The organism is Pseudomonas sp. SWRI179, from assembly GCF_014268705.1.
Lineage (GTDB): Bacteria > Pseudomonadota > Gammaproteobacteria > Pseudomonadales > Pseudomonadaceae > Aquipseudomonas > Aquipseudomonas zanjanensis.
Genome location: NZ_JABWRA010000013.1, coordinates 81,927 through 106,642, shown reverse-complemented (window position 1 = coordinate 106,642; position 24,716 = coordinate 81,927). Strand labels below are relative to the sequence as shown.

20 protein-coding genes are annotated in these 24,716 nt (G+C 62.3%); 10 read left to right on the top strand and 10 right to left on the bottom strand.

All coding sequences use genetic code 11. The annotated features are described in order from the left end of the window. Positions 1-206: 206 nt before the first annotated feature. The 6 genes from HU767_RS10120 to HU767_RS10095 form a co-directional block, all read right to left on the bottom strand. On the bottom strand, positions 207-1,826 hold the full coding sequence (locus HU767_RS10120; protein ID WP_186729448.1) for an FMN-binding glutamate synthase family protein: 1,620 nt from the start codon (positions 1,824-1,826) through the stop codon (positions 207-209). Between the two features lie 394 nt (positions 1,827-2,220). Then, complete coding sequence (locus HU767_RS10115) at positions 2,221-3,627, bottom strand: ATP-binding protein (RefSeq protein WP_186709927.1); 1,407 nt, start codon at positions 3,625-3,627, stop codon at positions 2,221-2,223. Then, positions 3,624-5,426, bottom strand: coding sequence for a DAHL domain-containing protein (locus HU767_RS10110; RefSeq protein ID WP_186729447.1), 1,803 nt, complete (start codon positions 5,424-5,426; stop codon positions 3,624-3,626). The genes HU767_RS10115 and HU767_RS10110 overlap by 4 nt, the downstream gene beginning before the upstream one ends. Next, the gene (locus HU767_RS10105) at positions 5,423-6,382 is read right to left on the bottom strand and encodes a cytochrome c peroxidase (RefSeq protein ID WP_186729446.1); all 960 of its coding nucleotides are present in this window, start codon (positions 6,380-6,382) and stop codon (positions 5,423-5,425) included. Before HU767_RS10105 ends, HU767_RS10110 begins: the two co-directional genes overlap by 4 nt. Positions 6,383-6,424: 42 nt before the next feature. Beyond that, positions 6,425-8,299 carry a GGDEF and EAL domain-containing protein gene (locus tag HU767_RS10100; protein WP_186729445.1) on the bottom strand — a complete coding sequence of 625 codons (1,875 nt, stop codon included), beginning with the start codon at positions 8,297-8,299 and terminating at the stop codon, positions 6,425-6,427. After that, positions 8,296-10,587, bottom strand: coding sequence for an EAL domain-containing protein (locus HU767_RS10095; protein WP_186729444.1), 2,292 nt, complete (start codon positions 10,585-10,587; stop codon positions 8,296-8,298). The genes HU767_RS10100 and HU767_RS10095 overlap by 4 nt, the downstream gene beginning before the upstream one ends. 228 nt (positions 10,588-10,815) lie before the next feature. Here HU767_RS10095 and HU767_RS10090 point away from each other — a divergent pair, with 228 nt between their 5' ends. The 4 genes from HU767_RS10090 to HU767_RS10075 all read left to right on the top strand — a co-directional run bounded on the left by HU767_RS10090 (position 10,816) and on the right by HU767_RS10075 (position 13,971). Continuing rightward, positions 10,816-12,183 carry an HD domain-containing phosphohydrolase gene (locus tag HU767_RS10090; RefSeq protein WP_186729443.1) on the top strand — a complete coding sequence of 456 codons (1,368 nt, stop codon included), beginning with the start codon at positions 10,816-10,818 and terminating at the stop codon, positions 12,181-12,183. Between the two features lie 214 nt (positions 12,184-12,397). Next, positions 12,398-12,814 (top strand): NUDIX domain-containing protein, encoded by a 417-nt coding sequence (locus tag HU767_RS10085; RefSeq protein WP_186729442.1) that lies wholly within the window; start codon positions 12,398-12,400, stop codon positions 12,812-12,814. A gap of 24 nt (positions 12,815-12,838) precedes the next feature. Further along, positions 12,839-13,477, top strand: a complete 639-nt coding sequence (locus HU767_RS10080) for a LysE family translocator (RefSeq protein ID WP_186709917.1) — start codon at positions 12,839-12,841, stop codon at positions 13,475-13,477. Then, positions 13,474-13,971: a GNAT family N-acetyltransferase gene (locus HU767_RS10075; protein ID WP_186729441.1), complete on the top strand. Its 498-nt coding sequence runs from the start codon at positions 13,474-13,476 to the stop codon at positions 13,969-13,971. Before HU767_RS10080 ends, HU767_RS10075 begins: the two co-directional genes overlap by 4 nt. 128 nt (positions 13,972-14,099) lie before the next feature. Here the strand turns inward: HU767_RS10075 and metR are convergent, their stop codons facing one another. Next, the gene (gene metR / locus HU767_RS10070) at positions 14,100-15,017 is read right to left on the bottom strand and encodes a transcriptional regulator MetR (protein WP_053124730.1); all 918 of its coding nucleotides are present in this window, start codon (positions 15,015-15,017) and stop codon (positions 14,100-14,102) included. A 109-nt stretch (positions 15,018-15,126) separates the two neighbouring features. On the opposite strand from metR, the gene metE reads away from it, so the two are divergent. Continuing rightward, entirely contained in the window at positions 15,127-17,439 is a 2,313-nt protein-coding gene (gene metE, locus HU767_RS10065; protein WP_186729440.1) for a 5-methyltetrahydropteroyltriglutamate--homocysteine S-methyltransferase, read from the top strand. A 308-nt stretch (positions 17,440-17,747) separates the two neighbouring features. Next, positions 17,748-18,767 carry an alpha/beta hydrolase gene (locus tag HU767_RS10060; RefSeq protein ID WP_186706402.1) on the top strand — a complete coding sequence of 340 codons (1,020 nt, stop codon included), beginning with the start codon at positions 17,748-17,750 and terminating at the stop codon, positions 18,765-18,767. Positions 18,768-18,960: 193 nt separating this feature from the next. On the opposite strand, the gene HU767_RS10055 is transcribed toward HU767_RS10060, so the two are convergent. Next, entirely contained in the window at positions 18,961-19,842 is an 882-nt protein-coding gene (locus HU767_RS10055; protein ID WP_186729439.1) for a LysR substrate-binding domain-containing protein, read from the bottom strand. A gap of 158 nt (positions 19,843-20,000) precedes the next feature. Between HU767_RS10055 and HU767_RS10050 the strand changes: the two genes are divergently transcribed. Continuing rightward, positions 20,001-21,632, top strand: a complete 1,632-nt coding sequence (locus HU767_RS10050; protein ID WP_186729453.1) for a 5-guanidino-2-oxopentanoate decarboxylase — start codon at positions 20,001-20,003, stop codon at positions 21,630-21,632. 141 nt (positions 21,633-21,773) lie between these two features. Here the strand turns inward: HU767_RS10050 and HU767_RS10045 are convergent, their stop codons facing one another. Next, positions 21,774-22,703 carry an AraC family transcriptional regulator gene (locus HU767_RS10045; protein WP_186706400.1) on the bottom strand — a complete coding sequence of 310 codons (930 nt, stop codon included), beginning with the start codon at positions 22,701-22,703 and terminating at the stop codon, positions 21,774-21,776. A 112-nt stretch (positions 22,704-22,815) separates the two neighbouring features. Here HU767_RS10045 and HU767_RS10040 point away from each other — a divergent pair, with 112 nt between their 5' ends. The 3 genes from HU767_RS10040 to HU767_RS10030 are packed head-to-tail and all read left to right on the top strand — an operon-like array spanning position 22,816 to position 23,661. After that, positions 22,816-22,977: a hypothetical protein gene (locus HU767_RS10040; protein ID WP_186729438.1), complete on the top strand. Its 162-nt coding sequence runs from the start codon at positions 22,816-22,818 to the stop codon at positions 22,975-22,977. A 53-nt stretch (positions 22,978-23,030) separates the two neighbouring features. After that, positions 23,031-23,384, top strand: coding sequence for an antibiotic biosynthesis monooxygenase (locus HU767_RS10035; protein WP_053124710.1), 354 nt, complete (start codon positions 23,031-23,033; stop codon positions 23,382-23,384). A 43-nt stretch (positions 23,385-23,427) separates the two neighbouring features. Next, positions 23,428-23,661: a hypothetical protein gene (locus HU767_RS10030; protein ID WP_186706398.1), complete on the top strand. Its 234-nt coding sequence runs from the start codon at positions 23,428-23,430 to the stop codon at positions 23,659-23,661. Between the two features lie 162 nt (positions 23,662-23,823). On the opposite strand, the gene HU767_RS10025 is transcribed toward HU767_RS10030, so the two are convergent. Next, complete coding sequence (locus HU767_RS10025; protein ID WP_186729437.1) at positions 23,824-24,444, bottom strand: flavin reductase family protein; 621 nt, start codon at positions 24,442-24,444, stop codon at positions 23,824-23,826. Positions 24,445-24,716: the final 272 nt, after the last annotated feature.

Genomic DNA, 24,716 nt, shown 5'->3' with positions numbered 1-24,716 from the left:
TAAAAAGTCGGGTAAAGCAGTGCACTTGAGAGGCCTAAGGACCTTGTGGCGAGGGAGCTTGCTCCCGCTCGGCTGCGTAGCAGTCGCAAACGGGTCGGCGTGGTTTGGCTGACACTCCGTGTTCGGCAATTGGGGCCGCTTCGCAACCCAGCGGGAGCAAGCTCCCTCGCCACAAAAGCTGGTGCGTATCAGTAACTATGCGGCGCTTAAGCCGCCGCAACTTCCCGCGGCTCAAAACTATCCGCCCGCGCCATCTGCCACATCCGCGAATAAAACGCCCCGTTGACCTCACCCGTCAGCAATTCCCCCGGCTTCAAAAACACATGCAACTGCGAGAACAACTTCACCTCGGTCGCCGACATCCGCCGCACCAAATGCTTGGGCTGCAGTTGCGAAGGATGCTCAAGCCCGGCGGCGGCGAGCATTTCCGCCAGGGCCTTGAGGGTGTTGCGGTGGAAGTTGTAGACCCGCTGGGCCTTGTCCGGGACGACCAGGGCGCGTTGGCGCAGGGTGTCTTGGGTGGCGACGCCGGTGGGGCATTTGTTGGTGTGGCAGCTTTGCGACTGGATGCAGCCGATGGCGAACATGAAGCCGCGCGCGGCGTTGGCCCAGTCGGCGCCGATGGCCAGGACGCTGGCGATGTCGAAGGCGCTGACGATCTTGCCGCTGGCGCCGAGCTTGATCTTGTCTCGCAGGTTCAGGCCCACCAGGGTGTTGTGCACGAACAGCAGGCCTTCGCGCAGCGGCACGCCGATGTGGTCGGTGAATTCCACTGGCGCGGCGCCGGTGCCGCCTTCCTTGCCGTCCACCACGATGAAGTCGGGCAGGATCCCGGTTTCCAGCATGGCCTTGGCGATGCCCATGAATTCCCACGGATGCCCCAGGCAGAACTTGAAGCCCACCGGTTTGCCGCCGGACAATTCACGCAGTTGCTGGACGAACTGCATCAGTTCGATCGGCGTGGAGAACGCGCTGTGGCATGACGGCGAAACACAATCCTCGCCCATGAGGATGCCGCGGGTCTCGGCGATTTCCCGAGTGACTTTGTGCTTGGGCAGGATCCCGCCATGGCCGGGCTTGGCGCCTTGGCTCATCTTGATTTCAATCATCCGCACCTGCGGGTTCCGGGCCTGGACGGCGAAGCGTTCCGGGTCGAAGCGTCCGTCGCTGGTGCGACAACCGAAATAGCCGCTGCCCAGTTCCCAGGTCAGGTCGCCACCGTGTTCGCGGTGGTAGGGGCTGATGCTGCCTTCGCCGGTGTCGTGGGCGAAGTTGCCCAGCTTGGCCCCCTGGTTCAACGCCCGGATGGCGTTGGCGCTCAGGGAGCCGAAGCTCATGGCCGAGATGTTGAACACCGAGGCAGAGTAGGGCTGGGTGCATTGCGGGCCGCCGACTGTCACGCGAAAACCGCTGGGGTCGCTCAACGGCGCCGGGCGCATGGAGTGGCCGATGAATTCGAAACCGGTCTGGTAGACGTCGATCAAGGTGCCAAAGGGTTTGTCGGCGCTTTCGTTCTTGGCCCGGGAGTACACCAGCGAGCGCTGGGCGCGGGAGAAGGGCAGGGCGTCGCTGTCGGATTCGAGCAGGTACTGGCGGATCTCTGGGCGGATGCCTTCGACCAGGTAGCGGATATTGCCCAGGATTGGATAGTTGCGCCGTACGGCGTGGCGGCTCTGCAGCAGATCGAACAGCCCCAGCAGGCTCAACAGCCCGGTCACCAGTGCGATCGGCCAGAGCCAGTCGTGTTGCAGGAACGGCAGGCTGGCGAGGGTGAAGATGACACAGCCAGCAAAGAAGGCGTAACGGCTCAGCAACGACAGGCTCATGCGGGTTCCTTGGGGTTGAGCGACTGGCGAGACATTAGCTTGGAATGCGGCCCGTGGCGAGGGAGCAAACTCCCACAATTGGTTTTGTGGTGAAACACGGGTCATTGTGGCGAGGGAGCTTGCTCCCGCTGGGCTGCGAAGCGGCCCCCATGGGGTCATTGCGAGCATTCAGACAGACCGCGTGAGCCGGTTTTACGACGGCTGCGCCGCCGAGCGGGAGCAAGCTCCCTCGCCACAGGGGTTGTGTGTTGCTGGAGTAATCAGTTTATGAGCGCCAGAAAAACCTGTGGGAGCGGGCTTGCTCGCGATGGCGGCCGCACATTCAACTCCTGCATTGACTGTCGCACCGCTATCGCGAGCAAGCTCGCTCCCACAATTTGAACTGCCGGGGGGCTCAGCCTGCCTGCTTCATCTGCCGCACCGGCAATTCCACGCGGAAGGTGGTGCCGACGCCGACTTCGCTGCGGACGGTGATTTCGCCGTGGTGTTTTTTCACGATGCCGTAGGACAACGACAGCCCCAGCCCGGTGCCTTGGCCAATCGGTTTGGTGGTGAAGAACGGGTCGAAGATTTTCTGCAGGGTCTCGGGGGGAATGCCCGAGCCGTTGTCCGCCACTTCGATCCACACGGTTTCGTCACCGACCCCGTTGCGCAGGGTGATGGTGCCGCGTTCTGGGCCGATGGCCTGGGCGGCGTTGACGATCAGGTTCATGATCACCTGGTTGATCTGCGACGGCAGGCATTCCACCTCCGGCAACGGCGTGTACTGCTTGACCACGTCGGCCTTGTACTTGATCTCATTGGCAACGATGTTCAACGTCGAATCCATGCCTTGCTGCAAATTGGCCATCTGCCATTCCTGGCTGGAGTCGACGCGGGAGAAGTCCTTCAGGTCCTTGACGATCTGCCCGACCCGGCCGATGCCATCCTTGGATTCCTTGATCAGCAGGGGAATGTCCTCCACCAGGAAGTCGAGCTCCACCTGTTCGCGCAGCTTTCTCAAGTTCACCACCAGCTCCGGCGAGGCGATGGCCTCCTCGGCGCTGCTGTAGGCGCTGAGCATTTCCTGGAGCTTGCCGAAGTAGCCGTCCAGCGCCCCCAGGTTCGAAGAAATGAAGCCGATCGGGTTGTTGATTTCGTGGGCCACCCCGGCCGCCAACTGCCCCAGCGAGGCGAGTTTTTCCGATTGCACCAACTGGGTTTCCAGCATCTTGCGTTCGTCGATCTCCATTTGCAGCAGTTCGCTGGCCTGTTTGAACGCCTGGGTGCGTTGTTCCACCAGGTCTTCGAGCTTGTTCATTTTCAGTTGCGCACGGGAGGTCATTTCCCACTTGGTGGTCAGGGTGTTGGCCATCTGCTGGACTTCGATGTTGTCGAACGGCTTCTTCAGGATCAGCAAGCGGTCATGGCCGTTCAGGCGGTCGAGCAGTTCATCCCAGGAGTAATCCGAATAAGCGGTGCACACCACCACTTGCAGCTGCGGGTCGCGCTTCCAGAGTTCTTCGATGGTCTTGGCGCCATCCCAGCCTTCGGGCATGCGCATGTCGACAAAGGCCAGGGCATAGGGTCGTTCCTTGGCCGCTGCCGCCAGCAATTTGTTCAGGCCTTCCTGCCCGCCATAAGCCGAGTCGAGTTCGAACACGGTGGCGGCAGGTTTCGGCGCTTCGCCGAACAGGGCGCTTTCCATGTCCTGCAAGTCCGTGTTGCCCTCATCTTCCGGGGTGAGGATCTTGCGGAAATCTTCATGAATGGCGGGTGTGTCGTCGATCAACAGGATGCGACGGTTACTCATACTGTTCATGGCTCACCTTCTGCAAGTTTCAGGGGCACCTGCAATTGGAACGTCGCCCCTTTTCCTGGCCCCTCACTGTGGGCGGTGAGGTGGCCGTTCATTTCAATGGCCGCCAATGCGCAGCTGTGCAGGCCGAAGCCGTGGCCTTCCTTACGCGTGGTAAAGCCATGGGCGAAGATGCGCGTCATGTTCTCCTCCGGAATGCCTTCGCCTTCGTCCTTGACGCTGATTTGCAGGGTCTCGCCATTGACGACGTCCGCCTTGAGCGTCATGTTCCGCGCATGGTTGGACACCCCGGCCATGGCGTATTTGGCGTTGCTGATCAGGTTGATCAGGATCAACAGCAAGCGGTGCTTGTCGCCCATGATCCGCGGCACATCACCGTATTCCTTGATCACCGTAACATGGTGGCGGGTCAGGGCACCGGAGTTCATGCGCAGGGCGTCTTCGAGCAGCTCGCTGACCACCAGCGGTTCGAGCAGGCTGTTGGCCCCGGCATAGGATTGCTGTGTGGCGACGATGTCCTTGATGTGGTCCACGCTCTTGCTCAACTGCGCCAGCTCATCGGTCAGGCTCTGCTGCTCCGACGCGATGGCCTCCACCAGTTGGTTGAGGTAGCCGGGCAGCAGCTTGCCCTTGGCGTCTTCGGTGAGGAAGTGCCCGAGGTCGTCAGTGTGTTCGTTGATCAATTGCATCGCCTTGCCCAGCCCCAGGGCCTTGCTGCTGCGCAGTTTGCGGCTGACCAGGTCGGCAGAGATGTTCACGCTGTTGAGCACGTTGCCGACGTTGTGCAGCACGTTGGTGGCGATTTCCGCCATGCCGGCCTGGCGGGCGGTGTCCATCAGTTCGCTCTGGGTGTCCTTGAGTTGGCGGGTACGCTCTTCGACGCGTTGTTCCAGCTCGTCGTTGGCGGTTTGCAGGGCATTGTTGACCCGCTTGATCTCGGCAAAGCTGCGGATCAGCCGGATCCCCAGCCAGATCAGGATCAGCACCAGCAGCGTGGCGAACACCAGCAGGTAAACGTGGTTGCGCTCGTATTTGGCCGCGGCTTTTGCCTGGTCTTTCTCGAGTAGGTTGGTAATGGTGTCCAGGCGGTCGGCCAAGGGGACCATTTCGATGCCTGTTAATAATTCATTGACCTTTGGCTGTTCCCGCAGGATCACCCCGATGTGTCTGCGCAGGACTTCGACGGAGTTGAGCAGTCCCTCAGGCAGGCGCTCCTTGTTGACCTCCAGCTGGTTCAACCCCAGCAGGACCTCGGCCGCGATATCAGGGGAGCTGAGCTGGGCGAACTCCATGCTGCTGAGCAACAGGTCGTAGGTGTCGATGGCAACGTTCTGCAATTCCAGCCGGTACGTGTCGGGCAGCCGGGCGAACTGGCCCTGGATATCGTCCTCGCCGGTGGGCAGGAAGGCCAGGGAGTTGCGCAACACCGCGTTATGGGACTTGAACTGTTCCACCAGGCGGGTCTTTTCCTTGACCAGCTTGAGGTATTCGTCGCGCTGGGCCTCCCAGAGTGACGGCCCATGCCGGCCAGGCTCCGCCTCGATGGCGTCCAGGCGCTGCCACAGGCGTGCCATTTCGTGCAGCGGAGAGACCAGCGGGTCGTAGTTGTGGGTCAGGGCGATCCGCGACTTGAGGATTTCGTTGTCCCAGATGGCGTCCTGTTGCTTGAGCAATCGGATCAGGTCACGGGATTCAATGTACGAGGCGGCCTGCTGGGCGCCCGAGTTGATGTACATGAACAACAGGATGCCCGCCAGCAAGACGCCAATGAAGGCCAGGCCGAGGCGACGGAGGACTGTCATAGGGGCTTGCCCTCCCATTCACCGGTCAGGGTCTTGAGGAACTCGACGATCAACGTCGTATCGTTCTTGAGGGGCTCACGACCCAGTTGGTACTTGAACATGACCTCTACCGCGCGCTCCAGGGTTGGCGCCGACCCGTCATGGAAATAGGGCGCGGTAACGGCCACGTTACGCAGGCTCGGTACTTTGAAAACCTGGTGATCATTTTCATCACCGGTGATGTTGAAGCGTCCTTCGTCGGCCCGGGTGGGGTTGCCGCGGTCAACGAAGTAGTCACCCATGATGCCGAATTTCTGGAACATGTTGCCCCCGATGTTCACGCCCTGGTGACAAGCGATGCAGCCGTATTCCTTGAACCGCTGGTAACCGAATTTTTCCCGGGGCGTGAGGGCATCGGTATTGCCCAGCAGGTATTGGTCGAAGCGCGAATTGGGTGTCTGCAAGGTCCGTTCGTAATCGGCCAGGGCGCCCTGGATATTGGGCTTGGTCACCCCGTCGGGGTAGGCGTCGTTGAAATCCTTGGCATAACCCGGATCATCGGCGATTCGCTTGACGACAGACTCCCAGGTGCTACCCATTTCCGCCGGGCTGGTCACGACGATGTGGACCTGTTCTTCCAGCGTATCGACGCGGCCATCCCAGAATTGGTGGAAGTTGAGGCCAGCATTGAACACGGTCGGCGTATTGACCTCCACTGGCTTGCCGTCGAAGCCCAGGGAAAACGGTTTGTCGTCGGCGCCGCCCTGGTCCAGGCGATGGCAACTGGCGCAGGACAGCGTGTTGTTGACCGACAGTCGCGGGTCATTGAACAGCCGCAGCCCCAGCTGGACGCGCTTGGGGTCCAGGGTCGGAATCGGTGGCAGGGGCTTGAGGGGTTCGTCCAGTGGGGCGGCGTGCGCGGCCACGCTCATTCCCACGAGCAGGCCGAGCGCCAGAGTCAGTCCATGTAACGCCATGGGATGCTTTCCTTGAAACGTTGGTTGAGGACACTCCGGTGTTCACGAAAACGGGTTCTGGCGTTTTTCCCATTCGGTCATCCAGTCGGCAAAGGCCTGTGGTTCGACGGCCTTGCTGAAGTAATAACCTTGGACTTCCTCGCATTGGTGCTGCTTGAGAAATTCAAGCTGCTCAAGGGTTTCCACCCCTTCGGCGATGATGTGCAGATTCAGGCTCTTGCCCAGGCTGATGATGGTGCTCACCAGCTTGGCATCGTTGCTGTCGATGCTCAGGTCACCGACGAACGATTGGTCGATCTTCAGCACATCCACCGGAAATTTCTGCAAGTAGCTCAGGCTCGAATAGCCGGTGCCGAAGTCATCGATGGCCAGGCGTATCCCCAACTGCTTGATGGCCTTGAGGATGGCGACCGTGGTATCGACGTTCTGCATCAGTACGCTTTCGGTGATCTCCAGTTCTAACTGTGTCGGTTCCAGGCCGGTTTCCTTGAGGGTGCGGGCGATGCCTTCGACGAAGCCGCGCTGGCGAAAGTCGATGGCCGAGACGTTCACCGACAGGTACAGCGGGCGCATGCCCTCGGCTTGCCAGCGACAGGCCTGCTGGCAGGCTTCCTGGAGCACCCATTGGCTCAGTGGGACGATCAGGCCGCTGTCCTCGGCCACCGGAATGAAATCCGACGGGTAGACCATGCCGTGCCCCGGCCTGTCCCAGCGCACCAGCGCCTCGACGCCGACCACCTTGCCGCTCTTGAGGTCGAGCTTGGGCTGGTAATGCAGCACGAATTCCTTGCGTTGCAGGCCCAGGCGCAGGCCCGATTCGATGGTTTGCTGCTGCCGTGCCCGACGGTTCATATCCTCGGTGAAAAAACGGTAGTCGTTGGGACCGGTCTCCTTGACGTTGCGCATCGCCGTCTCGGCTTTCTTGATCAGCGCCACGGCGTCGAAACCGTCGCTCGGGTAGACGCTGATGCCCAGGCTCGCGGTGACACTCAGGTCATGGCCGTCGATCGGTTGCGGGGAACTGATGGCCGCCAGCAGTTTGTCGGCCACGCCTTTGATCTGCTGCGGATCGACAACGTCCCCCAGCACCACGACGAATTCATCGGAGCCGTAGCGAAACACCGAGTCGGACTCGCGCACCACGGTCGCCAACGTCCGCGCCACGCGCTTGAGCATCTCATCGCCCACCGGATGGCCCAGGGCGTTATTGATGCGCTTGAAGCGGTCCAGGCCGAGGAACATCACCGCCAGTTGCTTGTCATGCCGACGGCACTGGGCCATGGCTTGGGTCAGGCGGTCGCCGAGCAACATGCTGTTGGGCAGTTCGGTGAGCACGTCGTATTGCAGCAGGTGGGAGACCTTGAGCAATTCCTGGACGCGCTCTTCGATCGTGCGTTCCAGGCTGCGCATTTTCCTCGCCGCATCCTGGGCCAGTTGCCATTTCCAGGTCATGGCGCTGGCCATCTGGCGGATTTCCAGGGTGTCGAAGGGCTTCTTGAGGATCAGCAACTGATCGTCGAACTCGATCCGTTCGGACATGGTTTCCCAGGAGTAATCCGAGAACGCCGTGCAGAGGGCGATTTGCAGCCGTGGGTCGGCCTCCCACAGCGCCTCGATGGTTTGCAGGCCGTCCCAGCCCGGCGGCATGCGCATGTCGGCGAACACCAACGCATAGGGCTGGCCTTCGGCCTGGGCGCGCTTGACCAGTTCCAGCGCCTCCTCGCCCTGGTAGGCCGAGTCGATCTGGAACTGCAGCCGGCTGACCTGCGGGGTGCCGAACAGCAGGCTCTCGGTGTCGTCCAGCGAGTCATCGAGGCCGGCGCTGGGGCTGAGGATCTTGCGAAAGTCCTGGTGGATCGCCGGCGTATCGTCCACCACCAGGATTCGCCGGTTGGCAGGTACCGACATGGGGTTCATGGATTGCTCTCCGATAGCTGGCTCGCTGGTCGGGTCCAGTGGTCTGTCGCGGGAATGATGGTGCCGGCCTTGAGCAGTTCGGCGGCCTGGCCGCTGTCGACCACGGTGCTGAAGTAATGCCCCTGGGCCTGCATCGCCCCGCCGCTGGACATCAGCGTGGTGCGTTGCTCCTGGGTCTCGACGCCCTCGGCAATGATCCCGATGCCCACGTCCCGGGCAAAGTTGATGATCGCCCGCAAGGTCGTGGCGTTTTCGGGATTGTCGCTGGCACTGTCCAGGAACCGCTGGGCGAGCTTGAGGTGATTGACCCGGTAGGTCTTGAGGTAGTCGAACGAGGAATATTCGGTGCCGAAGTCATCGATGGCGATCTGCACACCCAATTCGCAGAGGCGCGGCAGCACGTCGTTGTGGGTCCACTTGGTCTGGGCCAGGGTGGCTTCGGTGACGTCGAAGCGCAGGTCCCAGGGCGCCAGCTCCCAGCGCGCGGTGGTGCGCAGCACGTCGTAGATCAGTTCCGGGCCGGTCTTGAGCTGGGTCAGGGACAGGTCGATGGCGATCACCGGGGGCGCCATGCCCTGGTCGCGCCACTGGCGCATTTGCTGGCAGGCCTGGTCCAGCACCCAATGCCCCAGGCCAATGATGATCCCGGTCTTCTCGGCGGCCGGCATGAAGGCCGCCGGTTCCAGCCAGCCCCGTTCGGGGTGGTTCCAGCGCACTTGTACGCCCATGCCGAGGATCTTGCCGGTGCCGAGGTCGACTTCCGGCAGGTAGTGCAAGTGCAGTTCGTGGTTTTCGATGGCTTGGCGCAGGTCGTTGGCGAGGGCGACCCGGTCGGTGACTTCCTGGTTGATTTCCTCGTTGTGGAAGTGGTACTGGTTGCGGCCCTTTTCCTTGGAGCGGTACAGGGCCATGTCGGATTGCGCCATCAGGCTGTCGGCACTCAGGCTCTGTGGGGTGTACAGGGCGATGCCGATGCTCACCGAGATCCGCACGTCGTTGCCGTCCAGGGAGTACGGCGCCACGAGGGCGTCGCGGATCTTGCCCGCCAGCGCGGCGCAATGGGTCGCTTCATGCACGTCCAGTTGCAGCAGGGCGAACTCGTCGCCGCCCAGGCGCGCCACCACGTCGTTTTCCCGGGTACAGGCCTTGAGGCGGGTGGCGACTTCCTGCAACAGCAGATCGCCGATGGGATGGCCCAGGGTGTCGTTGATGCGTTTGAAGTGGTCCAGGTCCAGGTAGAACATGGCAAACGGCGCCGCCCCCCGACGCGCGGCGGCGAAGGCCTGGTGCAGGCGCTCGATCACGGTGGCGCGGTTGGCCAGCCCGGTCAGGCCGTCGGTGCGGGCGAGCAGGGCGATCTTCTCTTCGGCCAGCTTGCGCTCGGTGATGTCGAGGATGATGCCTTCCACTTCCAGCAGCAGGCCCTGGTCGTTGCGCACCGGGATGTAGCGGTTCTCCACCCAGCGGAACGTGTCGTCGCCGGTGCGCATGCGAAACTCGATGGAAGCCCCCAGCGTGTCGCGGTCGAGGACGCGGACCATGGCCTCGTGGACCTTGTCCTGGTCGTCGGGGTGGATCAGGGTTTGCGCCCAGTCCGGCGAGTCGATCAGTTGCGCCGCGGAATGACCGAACTTGGTGATGTTATGGGAGATGTACATCAACGCGAACGGCGGTTCGCCCCGCAAGCGATAGAGGATGGTCGGGCTGTTCTGCACGATGATATTGGCGTCGGCCAACTCACGGGTGCGTTCCTCGACCGCTCGTTCGAGCATGTCCATTTTCAGCGCTGCGTCTTCGGTCATCTGCCATTTGACGGTCAAGGCGCTGGCCATCTGGCGGATCTCGATGGCGTCGAAGGGTTTTTTCAGGATAAGCAGGCGGTCGCCCAGTTCCAGGCGCTCGGAAATATCTTCCCAGGAATAATCCGAGTACGCGGTGCACAACGCCACTTGCAGCTTGGGGTCGGCGCGCCATAGCCGTTCGATGGTTTCCAGGCCGTCCCAGCCCGGTGGCATGCGCATGTCGATGAACGCCATGGCGTAGGGTTGCCCTTGGGCCAGCGCCGCTTCGACCTTGTTCAAGGCCTCCATGCCCTGGAACGCCGAGTCGAGCGCGAAACTCGTGCCGGCGACCGCCACCGGCGCGCCGAACAGGGCCTCTTCGGCGCTGCTCAGGTTGTCTTCGGCGCTCATCTGCGGGCTGAGGATCTTGCGAAAATCCTCATGGATGGTCGGGGTGTCGTCGACGATCAGGATCCGCCGATTGGTTTTATCCAAAGGCAGGCTCATGGCCGTGCACCGTTTTGATGCGGACTATAGAACCTTGGGAACATCTGCTATCCCTTTCGCTGGCATGAGTATTCGGCCTATACATGGCCCTTCATGGGGTACAGCATAGTCGTCTGATCGGGATGCGCTCGGCCACTGATGGCAAATGTGTCTAAATCTTCGCAATCTACTAGCCTGTTTTTTGGGGCTAAGGTAGAACGGTTGTCGTGAATCAGGAGGGGGTTGCAAATGGAAGGTCAATCGCCGGATGTTCCGGTAAAGAAGCCGACGGTGCTGCTGGTCGATGACGAAGAGTCGATTCTCAACAGCCTGCGTCGGCTATTGCGCAGCCAGCCGTACGAAATCCTGCTGGCAGACAGTGGCGCCAAGGCGCTGGAAATTCTCAAGGAGCGCCCGGTCGACCTGGTGATGACCGACGCGCGCATGCCGAACATGGATGGCGCCACGCTGCTGGCCGAAATCCGCAAGTTGTATCCATCGACCTTGCGCATCCTGCTCACCGGTTATGCCGATGTGGACATGATGACCAAGGCCATCAACGAGGGGCAGCTTTATCGCTACCTCAGCAAGCCGTGGAACGATGAGGAGTTGGTGCAGGCCTTGCGCCAGGCCCTGGCCCACCAGCACTCCGAAAGCGAGCGCCAGCGCCTCGAAGCGCTGAACCGCGAGCAGAACCAGCAACTCAAGACCCTGAACGCCACCCTGGAAAAACGTGTGGCGTCGCGCACCTCCGAGCTGCAGCAGACCGCCGACATGCTTGACCTGGCTTATGACGAGCTCAAGCGCAGCTATGTGACCAGCACCGAGGTGTTTTCGCTGATCGCCAACCTGCGCCTGCCCAAGGCCAAGCAGACCAACCGGCAGATCATCGAGCTGATCCGCGTCTATAGCCGGCTCAATTTTCTCGATGAGTCCACCGACCGCGACCTGACCATGGCGGCGGCGCTCTACAACATCGGCAAGCTGAGCTGGACCGACAACATGATGGTCACGCCCGCCGACATGCTGCACCACACCGAACTGGAGCTGTACCGCGCCTATCCGAAGCAGAGCGAATCGCTGCTGATGACCCTGGACCCGATGAAGGACGCGGCGCGGATCATCCGCCATCACCAGGAGCGCTGGGACGGCAGCGGTTTTCCCGAGCACCTTCGGGGCGAGGCCATTCCGTTCGGTTCGCGGCTGTTGAAGCTGGCGGTGGATTTCATCGAGCTGCAGCGTGGGTTGATCCTGGAGCGGCAGATGAACAGCGACGAAGCGCTGGTCTACATCCGCAAATACGCCGGCAAGCTGTACGACCCGGACATGATCGAGGATTTCATCAAGGCCTGTGCCGAATACCTCGAAGACGTGACCTTGTCGGATCCGACGGTGCAAGTCTCCGCCACTCGCGAGTTGACTGCAGGGATGATTCTGGCGCGCAACCTCAATGCCGACAACGGCATGTTGCTGCTCAACGCCGGCAAGGTCCTGAGCGGCCCGTTGATCGAAAAACTCATTGCCTTCGAAGCGATGGAAGGCGCGCGGTACAGCGTATTCGTCAAGATCCCCGAAGAGGCGGCCGACCCTTCGGCGCCGAAGCCGATTTTGGGGTGATGCGGTTCTAGCGGTCACTGCGATTCCTTGTGGGAGCGAGCCTGCTCGCGAAGGCGGTATAGCAGTTAAATATGATTTGGCTGACACACCGCTTTCGCGAGCAGGCTCGCTCCCACAGGGGACTGTGGTGGGTTGTGGCATGCGCCAGGCTTTGCTCCCGCCGCCGAGGTCTGTAATCTCCCTGGCATTTTCGCGACCAAGGCTTTGACCCCTCATGACCACCCCCCTCATCCGCATCGCCGCCGCCCTGTTACTCGGGCCCGACGGTCGAACCCTGCTGGTGCGCAAGCGCGGCACCCGGGCCTTCATGCAGCCGGGCGGCAAGATCGAGGCCCATGAACAACCGGTGCAGGCGCTGGCCCGTGAGCTGGAAGAGGAACTGGGGTTGCAGATCGACCCGGCACAGGCCCATTACCTGGGCGTGTTCAGCGCACCGGCGGCCAACGAGCCGGGGTTCACCGTGCAGGCCGAGGTGTTTTTGCTGAGCATCGACGCTGCGGTTTCGCCAGCGGCCGAAATCGAAGAGGTGTGCTGGATCGATCCGGCCGGCGACAGCGATCTGGTGCTGGCACCCTTGACAGGCGAGGTGATCCTGCCGTTTTATCGAGCGACACTTCTCGCTACCTGCTGATTCACGCCTCAAGGACTGATGCTCATGATTCCATTGCCGGACCTGTTGATTTTCGCCGCCGCCGCGTTGCTGATGGTACTGACGCCCGGCCCGAACATGATCTACCTGATCTCCCGTTCGATCTGCCAGGGCCGCAAGGCTGGCGTCACGTCCTTGTTGGGCGTGGTGGCGGGTTTCTTCGTGCACATGTTCGCTGCCGCGGCGGGGCTGACGGCGGTGTTCCTGGCGGTGCCCATGGCCTATGAAGTATTGAAATGGGCCGGTGCGCTGTACCTGTTGTGGCTGGCCTGGCAGGCGGTGAAGCCGGGGGCGCGCTCGCCCTTCGAGGCCCAGCAACTGCCGGCAGACTCGACGCGCAAGCTGATCACCATGGGCTTTCTCACCAGCGCGCTGAATCCCAAGATAGCGGTGTTCTATCTGTCGGTGTTCCCGCAGTTCATCAGCCCGGAACACGGTTCGCTGTTCACCCAGAGCCTCATCCTCGGGCTGACCCAGATCAGCGTCAGTTTCAGCGTCAACCTGCTGATCGCCCTGTTCGCCGCCGGCATCGCCTCGTGGTTCGTCCATAACCCGAGCTGGCTGGCGGTGCAGCGCTATGTCATGGGATTTGTCCTCGGTGCCCTGGCCCTGCGCCTGATGCTCGAGCAGCGGCGTTCGGCGTGAGCATCCGACGCCTGCGGGCTGGCGATGCCGAAGCCTATCGCGAGCTGATGCTCCAGGCGTATGCCTTGCACCCCCAGGCCTTCACCTCCAGCGTCAGCGAGCGGGCGATGTTGCCCATCAACTGGTGGGAGTCACGCCTGGGCAGTCGGCTCGATGTACTGTTGGGGGCGTTTGTCGAACAAGAACTGGTCGGCATCGTCGGCCTGGCCCTGGAGCCCCGGGAAAAAGCCCGACACAAGGCGCTGCTGTTCGGCATGTACGTCGCCGACGAACATCGCCATCGCGGGCTCGGCCACCAACTGGTGCAGGCCGCCCTCGACGAAGCCCGGCGCCACACCTTCCTGCGCCTGGTGCAACTGACCGTCACCGCTGGCAACGAGCCGGCGCTCAAGCTCTACCAGCGCTGCGGTTTCGTCTTGTACGGCCTCGAGCCGATGGCGATCCGGGTGGACGATGAGTACCTCGACAAAATCCATATGTGGCTAGAACTTTGATCGAACCACTGATTTGAGTGATGGAGCTTTTGTGGCGAGGGAGCTTGCTCCCGCTGGGCTGCGCAGCAGACCCGTTTTGTGGCCGCTTCGCGCCCAAGCGGGAGCAAGCTCCCTCGCCACAAAAGCGGTCAGCGCACGGCACTGACCCCATCCAATGTCGAAAACGACGTGTCCTTGGCCGTCAGCAAGAAATCGCGCATGTATGGCGCGTCGAGCATGTCGGTGCGCACCGCTGCGTACAGCGTGGCGAACAAGCCTTTCTCCCCCAGCCGCTTGGCTTTCACATAGCCCCGTGAGCTGTATTCATGCAGCGCCCAGTGCGGCATGCCGCACACGCCACGGCCGCTGGCCACCAGTTGCATCATCATCACCGTCAGCTCGGACGTGCGCACCTGGGCCGGTTCGATGTCGGCCGGTTCAAGGAAGCGGGTGAAGATGTCCAACCGGTCTCGCTCCACGGGATAGGTGATCAGGGTCTCGCTGACCAAGTCCTCGGGCACGATGTAGGGCTTGCCCGCCAACCGATGTTGGTTGGCGACGGCAAGCATCGCTTCATAGGTGAACAGCGGCACGTAGGTGATGCCGGCCAGTTCCAGCGGGTCGGAGGTCACCACCAGGTCAAGGTCGCCTCGGGCCAGGGCCGGCAACGGCGCGAAAGCGAAGCCCGAGGCCAGGTCCAGCTCGACTTCCGGCCAGGCATCGCGGAACTGGTCGATGGTCGGCATCAGCCACTGGAAGCAGCTGTGGCACTCGATAGCCATGTGCAGGCGCCCGGCGGTGCCGCCCGCCAGCCGCGCGATGTCCCGTTCAGCACTGCGCAGTAACGGCAGGGCGGCATCGGCCAGTTGCAACAGGCGCAGGCCGGCGCTGGTGAAGCGTACTGGCTTGGTCTTGCGCACGAACAACTGCATGCCCAGGCGCTCTTCCAATTCCTTGAACTGATGGGAGAGGGCGGACTGGGTCAGGTGCAGGCGTTCGGCGGCTTCGACCAGGCTGTCGGCTTCGCGCAGGGCGTGCAGGGTCTTGAGGTGACGGAGTTCAAGCACCGGAGTAGCTCCATGAGTAAAACTTGTGATCAACACGAAAAGGTTGAGTTTGTCTCATGCAGGTCGGGTTGTCGACAATGGCGCCATCTTTTACAGGAGGACGCACACCATGGCCCTGGCCCACACCCTCGGTTTCCCCCGCATCGGCGCCGACCGCGAATTGAAAAAAGCCCTCGAGGCCTACTGGAAGGGCGATCTGGCCCCGGTAGCGTTGCAGGCCGTAGGCCGTGAACTGCGGGCCCGGCACTGGCAACTGCAAAAGGACGCCGGCATCGACCTGCTGCCCGTCGGCGATTTCGCCTGGTACGACCAAGTGCTCAGCCACACGTTGACCCTGGGCGCTGTCCCGCAGCGTTTCCAGAGCACCTTGAATGCCCAGGGCCGACCGACCCTCGACACCTTGTTCGCCATGGCCCGTGGCGCCACGGCCAGTTGCTGCGGTGCCGACCACGGCCAGGCGCAATACGCCCAGGAGCTGACCAAGTGGTTCGACACCAACTACCACTACCTGGTCCCGGAGTTTTCCGCCGACCAGGCCTTCGCCCTGAGCTGGGAACAGTTGTTTGACGAAGTGGACGAGGCCCATGCCTTGGGCCACCGGGTCAAACCGGTGATCATCGGCCCGTTGACCTACTTGTGGCTGGGCAAGGCCAAGGGCGAGGCGTTCGACAAACTCGACCTGCTGGAGCGCCTGCTGCCGGTCTATGGTGAAATCCTCAACCGCCTCAAGGCCCAGGGCGTGGAATGGGTGCAGATCGACGAACCGATCCTCACCCTCGACCTGCCTCAGGCCTGGAAGAGCGCCTTCGAGCGCGCTTATCACATCCTCCAGTACTCGCCGTTGAAAAAACTCGTGGCCACCTATTTCAGTGGCCTGCAAGACAACCTCGGCCTGGCGGTGAGCCTGCCGGTGGACGGCTTGCACATCGACGCGGTACGTGACCCGGAACAACTGGGCCAGGTGCTGGACCGCCTGCCGACGTACAAGATTCTCTCGGTGGGCCTGGTCAACGGTCGCAACGTCTGGCGCTGCGAACTGGAACAGGCGCTGGCGCATTTGCAACCGGCCCAGGAGCGCTTTGGCGACAACCTCTGGGTCAGCACCTCGTGCTCGCTGCTGCACAGCCCGGTGGATCTGGAACGTGAAGATCGGCTCGATCCGGAACTCAAAAGCTGGCTCGCCTTTGCCGTGCAGAAGTGCGGTGAAGTCGCGGTGCTGCGCGATGCGCTGAACGATCCCCTGGCCCCCGCCGTGCGACAGGCCTTGAGCGACAGCCGCGCGGTGCAGGCCCGTCGCGCGGGCTCGGCGCGTATTCACAAAGCCGAGGTCCAGGCGCGCCTCGCAGCGATCAGTCCACAGGACAGCCAGCGGCGCTCGCCGTTTGCCCAGCGCATCGAACGCCAGAGCGCACGCCTGGCGCTGCCGACCTTTCCCACCACCACTATCGGCTCCTTCCCGCAGACCCCGGCCATCCGCCTGGCGCGCCAGGCCTACAAACAAGGCAAATTGTCGGCCAACGACTATCAGGACGCCATGCACACCGAGATCCGCCATGCCGTGCAGATACAGGAGCGCCTGGGCCTGGACGTGCTGGTGCACGGTGAAGCCGAACGCAACGACATGGTGGAGTACTTCGCCGAGCAACTGGACGGCTATGCCTTCACCCGTTTCGGCTGGGTGCAGAGTTATGGCTCGCGGTGTGTGAAGCCGGCGATCATCTACGGCGATATCAGCCGCCCGAAAGCCATGACCGTCGACTGGATCCGTTACGCGCAAAGCCTGACCGACAAGGTCATGAAAGGCATGCTCACCGGTCCCGTGACCATGCTGATGTGGTCGTTCCCCCGCGAAGACGTGTCGCGCCAGGTCCAGGCCCGGCAACTGGCCCTGGCCCTGCGGGACGAAGTGTTGGACTTGGAAAAAGCCGGGATCAAGATTGTGCAGATCGACGAAGCGGCGTTCCGCGAGGGGTTGCCGTTGCGTCGCGGGGAATGGCAGGCCTACCTGGATTGGGCCGTGGAGGCTTTCCGCTTGTGCGCCTCGGGCGTGGCGGATGACACCCAGATCCATACCCACATGTGCTACAGCGAGTTCAATGATGTGATCAAGGCCATCGCCGACATGGACGCCGATGTGATCACCATCGAAACCTCCCGTTCGGACATGGAATTGCTGGAAGCTTTCGAGGCGTTCGACTACCCGAACGACATCGGCCCGGGTGTCTACGACATCCACTCGCCACGGGTGCCGGACACCGCCGAGATGGTTGCGCTGATGAGCAAGGCGGTGAAACGGATCGCTGCCGAGCGGCTGTGGATCAACCCCGACTGCGGGCTGAAGACTCGGGGCTGGCCAGAAACGGAAGCGGCGCTGGTGAACATGGTGGCGGCGGCGCGGCAGTTGCGTAGCCAGTTGGCCTGAGATCCGGATGTAGTAGGCGAGCGCCAATTTCTGGCAAGGGCGCTTTTTTTTGTGGCGAGGGAGCTTGCTCCCGCTGGACCGCGAAGCGGTCCCAAAAGGCCTCAACCTCAACATAAGATCAAGGCATGAAATGTTGGGGCTGCTACGCAGCCCAGCGGGAGCAAGCTCCCTCGCCACGGGGTGCTCACTGAGCTTCAAAACAACCACTCGGCAATCTTCATCAAACTGTCACGCAACTGTGGCAGCGCGCTTGAACAAACTTCATCAGACTCGCGCTCTACTGGGGTTCTGCGTTTTGGTGTTTCTTCATGCGTGTATTCATTTTCCTGGCCGTGCTGTTGTTCGGCCTGCCGTCGATGGCGGCGGCTCGTTGTGATGTCAATGTTGCAACTCAACATGTCGACCTGGATCAGGTCAGCCTGGCTTACCAAAGCATTGGCCGTGCCTCGGATCCTGCCTTGCTGTTGGTGATGGGCCTGGGCGGGCAACTGATCCATTGGCCGGACGAAGTGGTGGTCGCCCTGTGTGAGCAGGGTTTCCGGGTGATTCGCTACGACAACCGCGATGTTGGCCTGTCCACCTGGCGTCAGGCGCCCGGCAGCGCCAACCTGACGTTTGAAGCCCTGCGCTACAAACTCGGCTTGCCCGTGGCCGCGCCGTATACCCTGACGGACATGGCCGACGACGGGCTGGGGCTGATGGATGCCTTGCAGGTGCAGCGCTTCCATGTGCTGGGCGCGAGCATGGGCGGGATGATCGCCCAGCATATGGCCGCCATGGCGCCTGAGCGGGTTGAAAGCCTGACCCTGATCATGACCAGTTCCAGTGCCGCCGGCTTGCCCGCGCCCAGCGAAAGACTGGTGCAGCTGTTGTCCCGACGCGGTGCGCCGAATCGCGAAATGGCCCTTGAACAGCAAGCCGATCTACTGGCCGCGTTGGGCAGCCCGGTGGTGATGGACGATCGCCAGGCCTTGCTGCATCAGGCCGCCGTGGCTTATGACCGGGCCTTCAATCCTGAAGGCGTGAAGCGCCAGATCATGGCGATCATGGCCGAGCCGAGCCGGGTGGCCCTGCTCAATCAACTGCGGGTGCCGACCCTGGTCGTCCACGGCACCGCCGACCCTTTGCTGCCGGTGATGCACGGCGTGCACTTGGCGGCGCACATCCAAGGCAGCCAACTGAAACTGATCCCGGGCCTGGCCCATCGCTTCCAGGACGCGTTCAAGGCGCCCTTGCTGGGGGCAGTGTTGCCGTACCTGCAGCAGCACCGTGAAGACACTTCGCACTGGGCGCAGATCGAGCCGGCGCAGGCGCCGAATCTGCTTTGATGGAACACTTTTTCTAAGGTCCTGCCCGGCTTTTGTGGCGAGGGAGCTTGCTCCCGCTGGGCCGGTCCGACGCTTCGGGCGCAGCAGCCCCAACATTTCATGCCTTGATCTATTTTGAGGTTGAAACATTTTGGGACCGCTTCGCGCTCCAGCGGGAGCAAGCTCCCTCGCCACAAAAGCACCTTGCGAGCATTCAACGTGTTTGAGCCTGCTCCACCAACCACCCCATCAATGCCTGCAATGGCCCCGAGGCCTGGGGCTTGCGCGGGTGCACCAGGTGATAGCCCAGGCCGGTCTTGACCTTCAGCTCGAACGGCATCACCAGTCGGCCGGCGCTCAGGTCGTCGCCGATCAGCGACCAGTCGCCAATCGCCACGCCGGTGCCCTGGGAAGCCATGGACATTGCCAGGTCCAGGGTTTCGAAGTGCTGGCCCTTGCTGACATTGCTTAAATGCACATCGGCCGCCGCCAGCCAGGCGTTCCAGTCGCGCTGGTCAAGGGCCGGGTGCAACAGCAGGTGGTGTTGCAGGTCGGCGGGATCATGCAACGGCACCAGGCCTTCCAGGACCGGGCGCGAGCATACGGGCGTCAGTTGCTCATCGAACAGGTGCAGGCACGCCAGCGAGGTGTCCGGCGGCGGGCCATAGACCACCGCGGCGTCGAAGGCTTCGCGCTGGAAATCCACGCCGTGCCTGACGGTGGTGGTCAGCTCCACCGGCACGTCCGGCCGTTCCTTTTGCCACTGCAACAAACGCGGCAGTAGCCAGCGCATCACACAGGTCGGGGCCTTGAGCCGCAGGACCTGGCGCTTCTCGCCGATCTGCTCGACCGCTTCGTCGATCAGGCTGAACACCTGCTGCACCCGTGGCAGCCAGGCCTGGCCCTCGGCGGTCAGGCTCAGGCCGCGCGCCTGGCGCCGGAACAGCGCATAACCCAAATGATCTTCCAGCCCGGCGATCTGCCGGCTCACCGCGCCCTGGGTGATGTGCAGCTGTTCGGCGGCCCGGGTGAAGTTGCAACATTGGGCCGTGATCAGAAACGTGTGCAGCGCTGGCAACGGGGGAAGTCGTTTCATTTCGATCCAGCCATGACGTGAGGACATGGCTAGTATGACTTTTTATCCATTGTTGGCGCCATGCCCGGACCGTTCCAATAACCCCATTCCCAAGACAGGAAAGGGGCCGCCGCCTGCGCTGCGCGGCCCTTTATCCGACCAGAAGAAAGGCAATGGCAATGGCGACGTGCGGCGAAGTATTGGTCAAGTTACTTGAAGGTTATGGCGTGGAGCAGGTGTTCGGCATTCCCGGCGTGCATACCGTCGAGTTGTACCGCGGGCTGGCCCGTTCGAGCATCCGCCATGTGACGCCGCGGCATGAGCAGGGCGCAGGCTTCATGGCCGACGGATACGCCCGCGTCAGCGGCAAGCCCGGCGTGTGTTTCATCATCACCGGCCCGGGCATGACCAATATCACCACCGCCATGGGCCAGGCCTATGCCGATTCGATCCCGATGCTGGTGATCTCCAGCGTGCAGTCGCGCAGCCAGTTGGGCGGCGGCCGCGGCAAGCTGCATGAACTGCCGAACCAGTCTGCGTTGGTGGGCGGTGTCGCGGCGTTTTCCCACACGCTGATGTCCGCCGCCGAGTTGCCCGGCGTGCTGGCTCGGGCGTTCGCGGTGTTCCAGGCCGGGCGCCCACGGCCGGTGCACATTGAAATCCCGCTGGATGTGCTGGTCGAAGACGCCGATGCCTGGCTGGCCAGCGTGCCAGTGAATATCAGCCGCGCCGGTGCCGCACCCCATGCGGTCAAACAAGTGGCTGGCCTGCTGGCGACGGCTCGACGGCCTTTGATCCTGGCCGGTGGCGGGGCCATCGACGCCGCGGCCGAATTGACCGAGTTGGCCGAACGCCTCGGCGCGCCCGTGGCGTTGACCATCAATGCCAAGGGCCTGTTGCCGGCGCGCCATCCGTTGTTGATCGGCTCCACCCAGAGCCTGGTGGCGACCCGTGCCTTGGTGGCCGAAGCGGACGTGGTGCTGGCCATCGGCACCGAATTGGCCGAGACCGACTACGACATTACCTTCGCCGGCGGCTTCGAAATTCCCGGTGCGCTGTTGCGTATCGACATCGACCCGGACCAGACCGTGCGCAACTACTCGCCGCACTTGGCCTTGGTGGCCGACGCCCGCATCGCGGCCCGGGCCGTGCTCGATGAATTGGGCCGGCAACCCTTGGCCGAACGCCACGCCGATTGGGGGCCGGCGCGTGCCGCCCGGTTGCGCGCCGAGCTTCAAGGCAGTTGGGACGCCGCGACCCGGGCCCAGACGGTGTTTCTCGACGCGGTCTTGCAGACGCTACCGGAGGCGGTGTTCGTCGGCGATTCCACGCAACCGGTGTACTCCGGCAACCTCACCTTCAACCTGGAACAGCCGCGCCGCTGGTTCAACTCATCCACCGGCTACGGCACCCTCGGCTACGCATTGCCGGCGGCCATCGGTGCCTGGCTCGGCGGCAAGGACCTGGGCCACGGCCGCCCGGCGGTGGTGTGCCTGATCGGCGACGGTGGGTTGCAATTCACCCTGCCGGAACTGGCCAGCGCCGTGGAAGCGCGCACGCCCGTGATCGTGTTGCTGTGGAATAACCAGGGTTACGAGGAGATCAAGAAATACATGGTCAACCGCGCCATTGAGCCGGTGGGGGTGGACATCTACACCCCGAATTTCATCGGTGTTGCCAAGGCGTTGGGCTGTTTTGCCGAGGCTATCGATGATGTGCCGTCGCTGAGGGCCGCGTTGCTGGCGGCGCGTGAGCGGCAGGGGCCTACGTTGATTGAGATCGATCAGGCGCGCTGGAAACCGACGAGTTGAGTCGCAACGACTGGCCTCTTCGCGAGCAAGCCCGCTCCCACAGGGGATCTGTGGTGATCACAGATGTTGTGTTCACCGCAAATCAAATGTGGGAGCGGGCTTGCTCGCGAAGGGGCCGGCAAGGGCTGCACAAACCTCAGATCAAACAGTCATCCGCAACCGCGCCAGATCCCTTAGCGGCGGCGCGCCGAACAACCGGCTGTACTCGCGGCTGAACTGCGAAGGACTTTCGTAACCCACCCGATACCCCGCCGCCGAAGCTTCCAGCCCTTCGGCCAGCATCAGTCGGCGGGCTTCCTGCAAGCGCAGTTGCTTCTGGTATTGCAGCGGGCTCATGGCGGTCATGGCCTTGAAGCGGTGATGCAAGGTCGAGACGCTGAGGTTCACTTCCCGGGCCAGGTCATCGATGCGCAACGGCTGTTCGAAATGACCGTTGAGCCATTTGATCGCCTGGCTGATGCGGTGGCTCTGACTGTTGGCGATAGCGATTTCATACAACCGATAGCCCTGCGGGCTGCGCAACAGGCGATAGAGGATTTCCCGGCGCACCAGGGGCGCGAGCATGGCGATGTCTTTCGGCGTGTCGAGCAGCCGTGCCAGGCGCAGGACGGCGTCGAGCATCGGCGTGTCCAGCCGTTCGACATACAGCCCACGCCCGGCGGGGCGGGTCGGCACGCCCAAGGGGCCGGCGTCGGCGATCAACGCGGTGATTTCCGTCGGGTCGATGTCCAGGCGCAAGGCCAGGACCGGCAGTCCGGCGGAAACGTCGGTGATGCATCCACTGAGTGGCATCGAGACCGAGACCACCAGGTAATGCAGCGGGTCGTACTGGAACGACTCATCCGCCAGGCACACCTGTTTGCTGCCCTGGGCCATGATGCACAGCGCCGGTTGCGCCAGCACCGGGGCGAATCGATGAGGCTGGCTGTGCCGCGACAGGTTCAGCGAGCCGATGGCCGTGGCGTAGCTGCCGTCTTCGCTGGTGTTGCGGTCAATGATCGACGCCAGTTCGGCGCGCTGTTGTTCCAGGTACGTGTCCAGCGGGACGTGGGCGTGATCGAGTGGCGACATGCCGGAATCCTCAGGCAATAGGGAGCAATGGACAAAGCTTATGTTTGTGCAAGGCGCAGCGGTAGCCACATCCTGTTGAAAGCTTGCCTGATCCTGCACGGCGCAATGGGCCATGACGGTGCAACGCTGCCGAAACTTGCTTGAAACCTTTTGTTTCAACTTCCTGGCTTGTAACCGGATCGATGGCGAAATTCGAGCGGCCGATGCGCAGGATTGTGCAATGGGTCGGCAGGAATCGACTAACGAAGCTGGCGGCGCGGCGCTTAACCTTTGATCCTGTCGCAGCCTGTCCCCGGCTGCACAACGGATTACCTGGGAGGGTTGAACATGACTACACACATCCCCGTCAGCCACATGGCTTTTGTCCGGGCCCGCGGCGGTTGCTCCAAGCAATTGGGTGCGCGCCTGAGCACGCTGATTGCACCTTCGCGCCAGGCGCCCGGTTGCCTGCACTTTGCCTTGCAGCAATCGCAATGCGACGCTGATTTGTGGCTGGTGTCTGGGCTCTGGGTCAATCAGCCGTCCATGGACGCTTACTTCAATTCGCCGGCCATGGCGATTTTCGCCGAGCTGGTGCAAGACCTGGTGGTGAGCAGCCTGGATTTCCATACCTTCAGGGAAGTCTCCGCCGCCCAGGCGACCGAAGGGTGCCGGGCACAGGTACACAAACTGGCGGGTTGAAGGTTTAATGGCGGTCATTTTCCACCGCCAGGATGCACAAGACATGGCACGTAAAGCCTTTGAAACCTTTGAAGCTGTTTCTGCTGTTGTTCCCAAGGAGGGCGGTGGTTACCACGCCGCCATAGCCACCAAGGCCATCGGCGGCTCAGGTGCGCCGCGCTTCAACAAGGTGCTTGAAGAGCAGACGTTCGAGACCGCCGTCAAAGCCGATGAAGCGGCAGCCCTGCAGCTGACCCACCTCAAGGGTGTCGATGACGAGGGCGGGTTGGTCTGGTAATCAGCCTTTTGGTGATTGCTTTTGTGGCGAGGGAGCTTGCTCCCGCTGGGCTGCGCAGCGGCCCCTTTTTTGGTGGGCGCTGCGCACCCAAGCGGGAGCAAGCTCCTTCGCCACACATACCTTCATTTCAAGTGAGCGGTGTTGTTTGCAGGATTTTATCGCTTACTTCGGGCGATGCATCTTGAACAACGCCTCAGGCCCCAATTGGAAATAATCCGCCGGCCCGCCACCGCGCAAGATCGGCTCGGCGGCGGCGGTGTCGTACACCCCATCCTTCAACAGCCACTGGGCGATATGCACGGCGACCACTTCACCGAGGATCAGCCAGCTCGGCACCGGTTCCTTGTCCGCCCGCTGCAATTGAATGATCTGCGTGACCTTGCATTCGAAGGACACCGGGCTTTCGGCGACGCGCGGTACCTGGATCACCCGTGACGGGGCCGCCGTCAGACCCGCCAGTTCGAACTCATTGACCTCGGGCGCGACCATCGCGCAGCTCTGGTTCATCTGCTCGGCCAGCGGGCGAGTGGCCAGGTTCCAGGCGAATTCACCGGTCTGTTCGATGTTGTTCAGGCTGTCTTTGCGCCCGACGCTGGAGAAACCAATGATCGGCGGCACGTAGTTGAAGGCGTTGAAAAAACTGTAGGGCGCCAGGTTCAGGCGGCCTTCGCCATCTTGGGATGAAATCCAGCCAATGGGCCGTGGGCCGACGATGGCGTTGAACGGATCGTGGGGCAGGCCGTGGCCGTTGGCGGGTTCGTAGAAGTGGATGTCATCGGGCATCGGGCCGGGTCCTGAATGGGTTGAAAACGAAGGGATAGTGCAAGGGTTGGTGAGTTATTTCCAGCCGAGCAAGCAAAACCTGAGCGCCCGATACCTTTGTGGGAGCGAGCCTGCTCGCGATAGCTGTTTATGACGCGCAACCGTTGCCGCGTCGGATGATGTCATCGCGAGCAGGCTCGCTCCCACATTAGTTCTTCAGTGTTTTTCACTTTGTGTTCGGCTTGAGGCTGCCCGTTTTCCTGTGATCCAAAAACAACTAAGCCCGGCCGAGG